7 protein-coding genes are annotated in these 4,640 nt (G+C 63.5%); 2 read left to right on the top strand and 5 right to left on the bottom strand.

Translation table 11 applies throughout. From position 1 onward, the window contains the following. Window positions 1–23 precede the first annotated feature (23 nt). Window positions 24–773 carry a bifunctional 2-polyprenyl-6-hydroxyphenol methylase/3-demethylubiquinol 3-O-methyltransferase UbiG gene (gene ubiG / locus ENZ75_RS21740; RefSeq protein WP_023811162.1) on the top strand — a complete coding sequence of 250 codons (750 nt, stop codon included), beginning with the start codon at window positions 24–26 and terminating at the stop codon, window positions 771–773. A 1-nt stretch (window position 774) separates the two neighbouring features. On the opposite strand, the gene ENZ75_RS21735 is transcribed toward ubiG, so the two are convergent. Both ENZ75_RS21735 and ENZ75_RS21730 read right to left on the bottom strand, forming a co-directional pair. After that, window positions 775–1,293 carry a flavin reductase family protein gene (locus tag ENZ75_RS21735; protein ID WP_013529455.1) on the bottom strand — a complete coding sequence of 173 codons (519 nt, stop codon included), beginning with the start codon at window positions 1,291–1,293 and terminating at the stop codon, window positions 775–777. A 142-nt stretch (window positions 1,294–1,435) separates the two neighbouring features. Then, on the bottom strand, window positions 1,436–2,326 hold the full coding sequence (locus ENZ75_RS21730) for a DMT family transporter (protein ID WP_013529454.1): 891 nt from the start codon (window positions 2,324–2,326) through the stop codon (window positions 1,436–1,438). 96 nt (window positions 2,327–2,422) lie between these two features. Here ENZ75_RS21730 and ENZ75_RS21725 point away from each other — a divergent pair, with 96 nt between their 5' ends. Continuing rightward, window positions 2,423–2,908, top strand: a complete 486-nt coding sequence (locus ENZ75_RS21725) for a MarR family transcriptional regulator (protein ID WP_013529453.1) — start codon at window positions 2,423–2,425, stop codon at window positions 2,906–2,908. A 6-nt stretch (window positions 2,909–2,914) separates the two neighbouring features. Here ENZ75_RS21725 and ENZ75_RS21720 read toward each other — a convergent pair whose 3' ends face one another. The 3 genes from ENZ75_RS21720 to ENZ75_RS21710 form a co-directional block, all read right to left on the bottom strand. Then, entirely contained in the window at window positions 2,915–3,469 is a 555-nt protein-coding gene (locus ENZ75_RS21720) for a hypothetical protein (RefSeq protein ID WP_164746265.1), read from the bottom strand. Window positions 3,470–3,591: 122 nt separating this feature from the next. Then, window positions 3,592–4,017 (bottom strand): DUF1178 family protein, encoded by a 426-nt coding sequence (locus ENZ75_RS21715; protein WP_013529451.1) that lies wholly within the window; start codon window positions 4,015–4,017, stop codon window positions 3,592–3,594. Next, window positions 4,014–4,640 (bottom strand): carbon-nitrogen hydrolase family protein (locus ENZ75_RS21710; RefSeq protein ID WP_164887913.1); only part of this gene is annotated, 627 nt, incomplete at its 5' end. The genes ENZ75_RS21715 and ENZ75_RS21710, both read right to left, overlap by 4 nt.

Genomic DNA, 4,640 nt, shown 5'->3' with positions numbered 1-4,640 from the left:
CTGTAGTGTCGAGGAGACCAACTATGCCAGAGCCCCGACGATCGACGATCGATGCCGGAGAAGTGGAACGCTTTTCCGCCCTTGCCGCCGAATGGTGGAACCCGAACGGCAAGTTCCGTCCCCTGCACAAATTCAATCCGGTCCGGCTGGCCTATATCCGCGACCAGATAGCGACGCGCTTCGGCCGTGACCCACGCGCTGCAAGGCCTTTCGAGGGACTGCGCATCCTCGACATCGGTTGCGGCGGCGGACTTTTGTGCGAGCCGATGGCGCGGCTTGGCGCCGAGGTTGTGGGCGCGGATGCCTCCGAAACCAACATCGAAGTGGCCAAGCTGCACGCCGCCGAAGGCAATGTCAGCGTCGACTATCGCGCCACGACGGCCGAGGACCTTGCCGACGCCGGCGAGAAATTCGACGTCATCCTCAACATGGAAGTGGTCGAGCATGTCGCCGACATCGACCTGTTCGTCGCCAAATGCGGCGAGATGGTGCGGCCCGGCGGCATCATGTTCGTGGCCACCATCAACCGCACGCTGAAGGCGCTGGGCTTAGCCATCATCGGCGCCGAATATGTGCTGCGCTGGCTGCCGCGCGGCACCCACCAGTTCGGCAAGCTGGTGCGCCCGGAAGAGCTCGAAAAGGCGCTTGGCGGCGCCGGCCTGACCATCATCGACCGCACCGGCGTCACCTACAATCCGCTGGCCGACCGCTGGGCGCGGTCGAAGGACATGGACGTCAACTACATGGTCCTGGCGGAAAAAGGCTCGGTCTGATCTATTCAGAATTCAGCGGCCTGTAGCCGCCGCGCCAGTAGATCAGCGCCTGGCCGGCATCGGACGTGCGCACGGCCTCGACCGAACCGATGACGATGGAATGCGTGCCGCGATCGATCATTTCATCGAGGCTGCAGTCGAATGCGGCCACCGCATCCGAAAGCAGCAAAGCTCCGGTCTTGAGCGTCACCCATTCGGCGCCCTCATAGCGGTCCTTGCCCTTGATGCCGCCGAAGCCGGAGAACCGCTCGGCCACGCGCTGATGCTGGGGGCCAAGCGAGTTGACGCCGAAATGCCGGTAGCGTTCGATCACCGGCCAGGTCGACGATGACCGGTTGACACAGGCGATCACCTTGGGCGGCTCGGCCGACAGCGAGACGACCGAAATGACCACCAGACCGGAGCGATCCTCGCCGGTGCCGGCGGTGATGACGCTGACATTGCCGACGATCAGCCGCATCGCGGCGCGAAAATCAGCTACATCGACGGCAGTCCCCTCGGATGTCTTCGGTTCGGTCATGGCTTGCTCCAGAGCACGATTCCAAAAAGGGAAAGGTCCTCGGAAAAGACCACGCTCAAACAAGAAGATAAAGCAGATCTGGATACAAATTCAGGTGAGATCGGCTCCAGGCGCGAAGGCAGTTCGGATCCCCTGCGACCGCTCACGCCTTCTGGCTTTGTGCCCTGGTGGTGATGAACACGCCGGCAGTGATGATGAGCGCGCCTGCCCAGGTCAGCAGTTGATAGTGCTCGCCGAGGAAGAGGGTTCCGGCAAACAGGCCGACGGCCGCCGCCACATAACCGATCTGGCTGAGATAGACCGGACCGCCGACCGCCTGCAGCCGGAAGAAGAACGCGAACATCGCCGATGCCGACGCAACCTGCGCGACGACGACCAGCGGCACGCCGCCGAGTGGGACGAAAGCTTCGCCGCCGAACAGGAGGAGAATGCCGGCAAGCAGCATCGCCGCCGACGCCAGATGGCTGCCGACGGCAAGCTCGATCGGGCCGGTACCGTCCGGCCAGTCGACCGTGCGATAGATGTTGCCGGCGGCAAGGCTGACCGGGATGAGCAACCCCATCGCCACCCAGAACAAATCGGCCGGCTGGCCGGCCTCGCCGCGCGTCACCGCGACCATGACGGCGCCGACGAAGCCGACGGCGATGCCGGCAATGCCCAGCATGTTGGGGCGCCGGACACGCAGCAGGATCGAGAACACCAGCGTGATGACCGGCGACAGCGTGAACATGATGCCGGTGTAGCCGGCGCCCAGATGCGGGATGGCCGAGAACATCAGGAGATTGGGGACAGCATAGGACACCGCGGCGGTGACGAAGAAATAGCGCAATTTGTGCGCGGTGAGCCGGACCCGCTTGCCGCGAGCCAAGAGCATGCACAGCAAGACCCCGCCGGCGCCGAGCGAGATGACGAAGGCCCAGACCATGGCCGGCACGCCGGCAGCCGTGGCGAGCTTGCCGAACGGCAGCGTCAGGCCGAGCAGGCCGCCGGTGACGACCAGCAGGCCGAGCGCCGAATCCCAGAGAAGCTTCATTGACCGAATCCTGTAGCGCGGCTCTTGGCCGGCATTGCATCTTGCAGTAAGATAACGGAAAGATTCTTAACGTCAAGATAAATGATGGTGAGACAGTTGGACAGGGCAGCACGGGCGATCGAGCAATGGAAGCGGGAACGACCCGATCTGGACGTCTCGCCGATGGGTGTGCTCGGGCGGCTGAACGAGGCCGCCTCGCTGATCGCCCGCGAGCGCCTGGCGCCGTTGTTTGCCCGTTATGGATTGCAGTCCGGGGAATTCGACGTGCTGGCAACGCTGCGCCGCTCTGGATCACCCTACGCCCTGACGCCGACCGCCCTCTATGAAGCGACGATGGTGACGTCAGGCGCCATGACCAACCGGCTCGACCGGCTCGAAACGTCCGGATTGATCCTGCGCGGGCCGCACCCCAACGATCGGCGCGGCATTGTCGTGCGGCTGACCGAAAAGGGTCTCGCGTTGATCGATGAGGCTATTGCCGCCCATGTTGCCAACGAGCATGAGATTCTTTCCGGCCTGACACCGGCCGAACGGGAGACGCTCTCTCGGCTGCTTGAGAAATTGATCGGGAGCGTGAGCTAAGCCGGGTCAGTTCGTAGGCTGCGGCGAGAACCGGCGCCGGTGTTTCCAGCGGCGGTATGATACGGTGAGGTCGACAAGCCGGGTCGGCATGTTGAGGTAGAGCAGAGCATCCCGCAAACCGCTGAGATAGCGCTCACTCATCGCCTTGTCGGAAAAGTCCGGCATGGCCTCGAGTGTCGCTTCGGCTTGCTGGCTCCGGCCCTTTCCGGTCGGCAATCTGGCCGCAAAGGCTATTTCTCGACGCAGACAGACCTGCTCCACGCGATCCCGCAGCGCCTCTTCGTAGCCGATACCACATCGCATAAGCCGCGCGTGGGTGGCTTCATGGACGATAATCGAAGCGACCAATTCCGGCGTCGTCCTTTCGCTGATGATATGGCGCTCGTCCAATTCGCATGCCTTGGAAGAGTTTGCCCATTGCGCGACGGAAGCAGGAAGGGTTGTGACAAATACCTGTCTTACGTCACCAAGCAGCCGTCTGTAGCGCACTGGATCAAAATCACGAATAAGCTGAAGCGCCTCGACGATCTTGTCGGTGCCCTTGTCGCTGATGATGAGCAACCCGTCGATCGTTCGGGTACCGCTAAGCTTGACGGCGCCCCAGCGGGCCAATCGGCCAACGACGGCTCTTATGCTGCGTCGCGGCTCAATCGCTTCTGGGTCGCGCAAAGCTCCCTCGGAACTCAGTTGCGGTCGTCCGGAAACACCGGGATCGGCATGAACTCGACGCCGTCCTCGACCAGGCTCTTGGCTTCGTCCAGCGTCGCCTCGCCATAGATGCCACGCGGGTCGCTCTCGCCGAAATGGATCTTTCGCGCTTCCTCGGCGAACTTGTCGCCGACATAATCGGCATTCTCGCGCACCTTCTCGGCCATCGCCTTGAGCTGCGCCAAAGCCTGCTTCTGCGCCTCGCCCATGGCCAGCGCTATGGTTTCCTGCTTGCGCGCCGTGGAGACGGCCGGCGCCATCAGTGCTTTCTGCACCTTGTGCGAACCGCAGCTCGGGCAATCGACGAAGCCGCGCTTCTTCTGGGTGTCGAAATCGTCGTTGCTGCGGAACCAGCCTTCGAATTCGTGCTCGTGCTCGCAGATCAGGGCAAAACGGATCAAGAGGCTGCACCCCTGAGCCGCGGCGCCTCGCCCGAGCCGGCATTGACGGCGAAATCCCGCGCATTCCTGAGATTGGGGATCTTCTTGCGCGCGGCAAGCGACTGCGCCGGGTCGATCTCGGCGACGATCACCGCCGGTTCGTCATGCGCGGCTTCCGCAATGATCCGGCCCCACGGATCGACGATCAGCGAATGGCCGTAAGTCTCGCGGCCGTCTTCATGCAAGCCGCCTTGCGCGGCGGCGACGACATAGGCGCCGTTCTCGATGGCGCGGGCCCTGAGCAGCACGTGCCAGTGCGCCTCGCCGGTCTGGCGGGTGAAGGCAGCCGGTACGGAAAGCAGGTCTGCGCCGGCCAACGCCTCGGCGCGGAAGAGTTGCGGAAAGCGCAGATCGTAGCAAACGGCGAAGCCGAGCTTTGCACCCTCGATGTCGGTGACGACGGCCTCGGTTCCCGGTTCATAGGCGGCGGACTCACGCCAGCTCTCGCCATTGTCGAGATCGACGTCGAACATGTGGATCTTGTCGTAGGCGGCGAGCGCAGCACCATCCGGCCCGAACAGCAGCGCCCGGTTGGCGAGCTTGCCGTCGGCGCGCAGAATGGCGGTCGAGCCGATATGCAGGAA

Origin of the sequence: Mesorhizobium sp. M7A.F.Ca.CA.002.04.1.1 (assembly GCF_004022805.1) — a bacterium.
Taxonomy (GTDB): domain Bacteria; phylum Pseudomonadota; class Alphaproteobacteria; order Rhizobiales; family Rhizobiaceae; genus Mesorhizobium; species Mesorhizobium ciceri.
Note: the sequence above shows the minus strand (reverse complement) of the source record. Positions and strands in the feature narration are given on the sequence as shown.

Coding starts and splice junctions, on each gene's coding strand:
- ENZ75_RS21735 (WP_013529455.1), bottom strand. CDS start 1,293: ATGACCGAACCGAAGACATCCGAGGGGACTGCCGTCGATGTAGCTGAT.
- ENZ75_RS21730 (WP_013529454.1), bottom strand. CDS start 2,326: ATGAAGCTTCTCTGGGATTCGGCGCTCGGCCTGCTGGTCGTCACCGGC.
- ubiG (WP_023811162.1), top strand. CDS start 24: ATGCCAGAGCCCCGACGATCGACGATCGATGCCGGAGAAGTGGAACGC.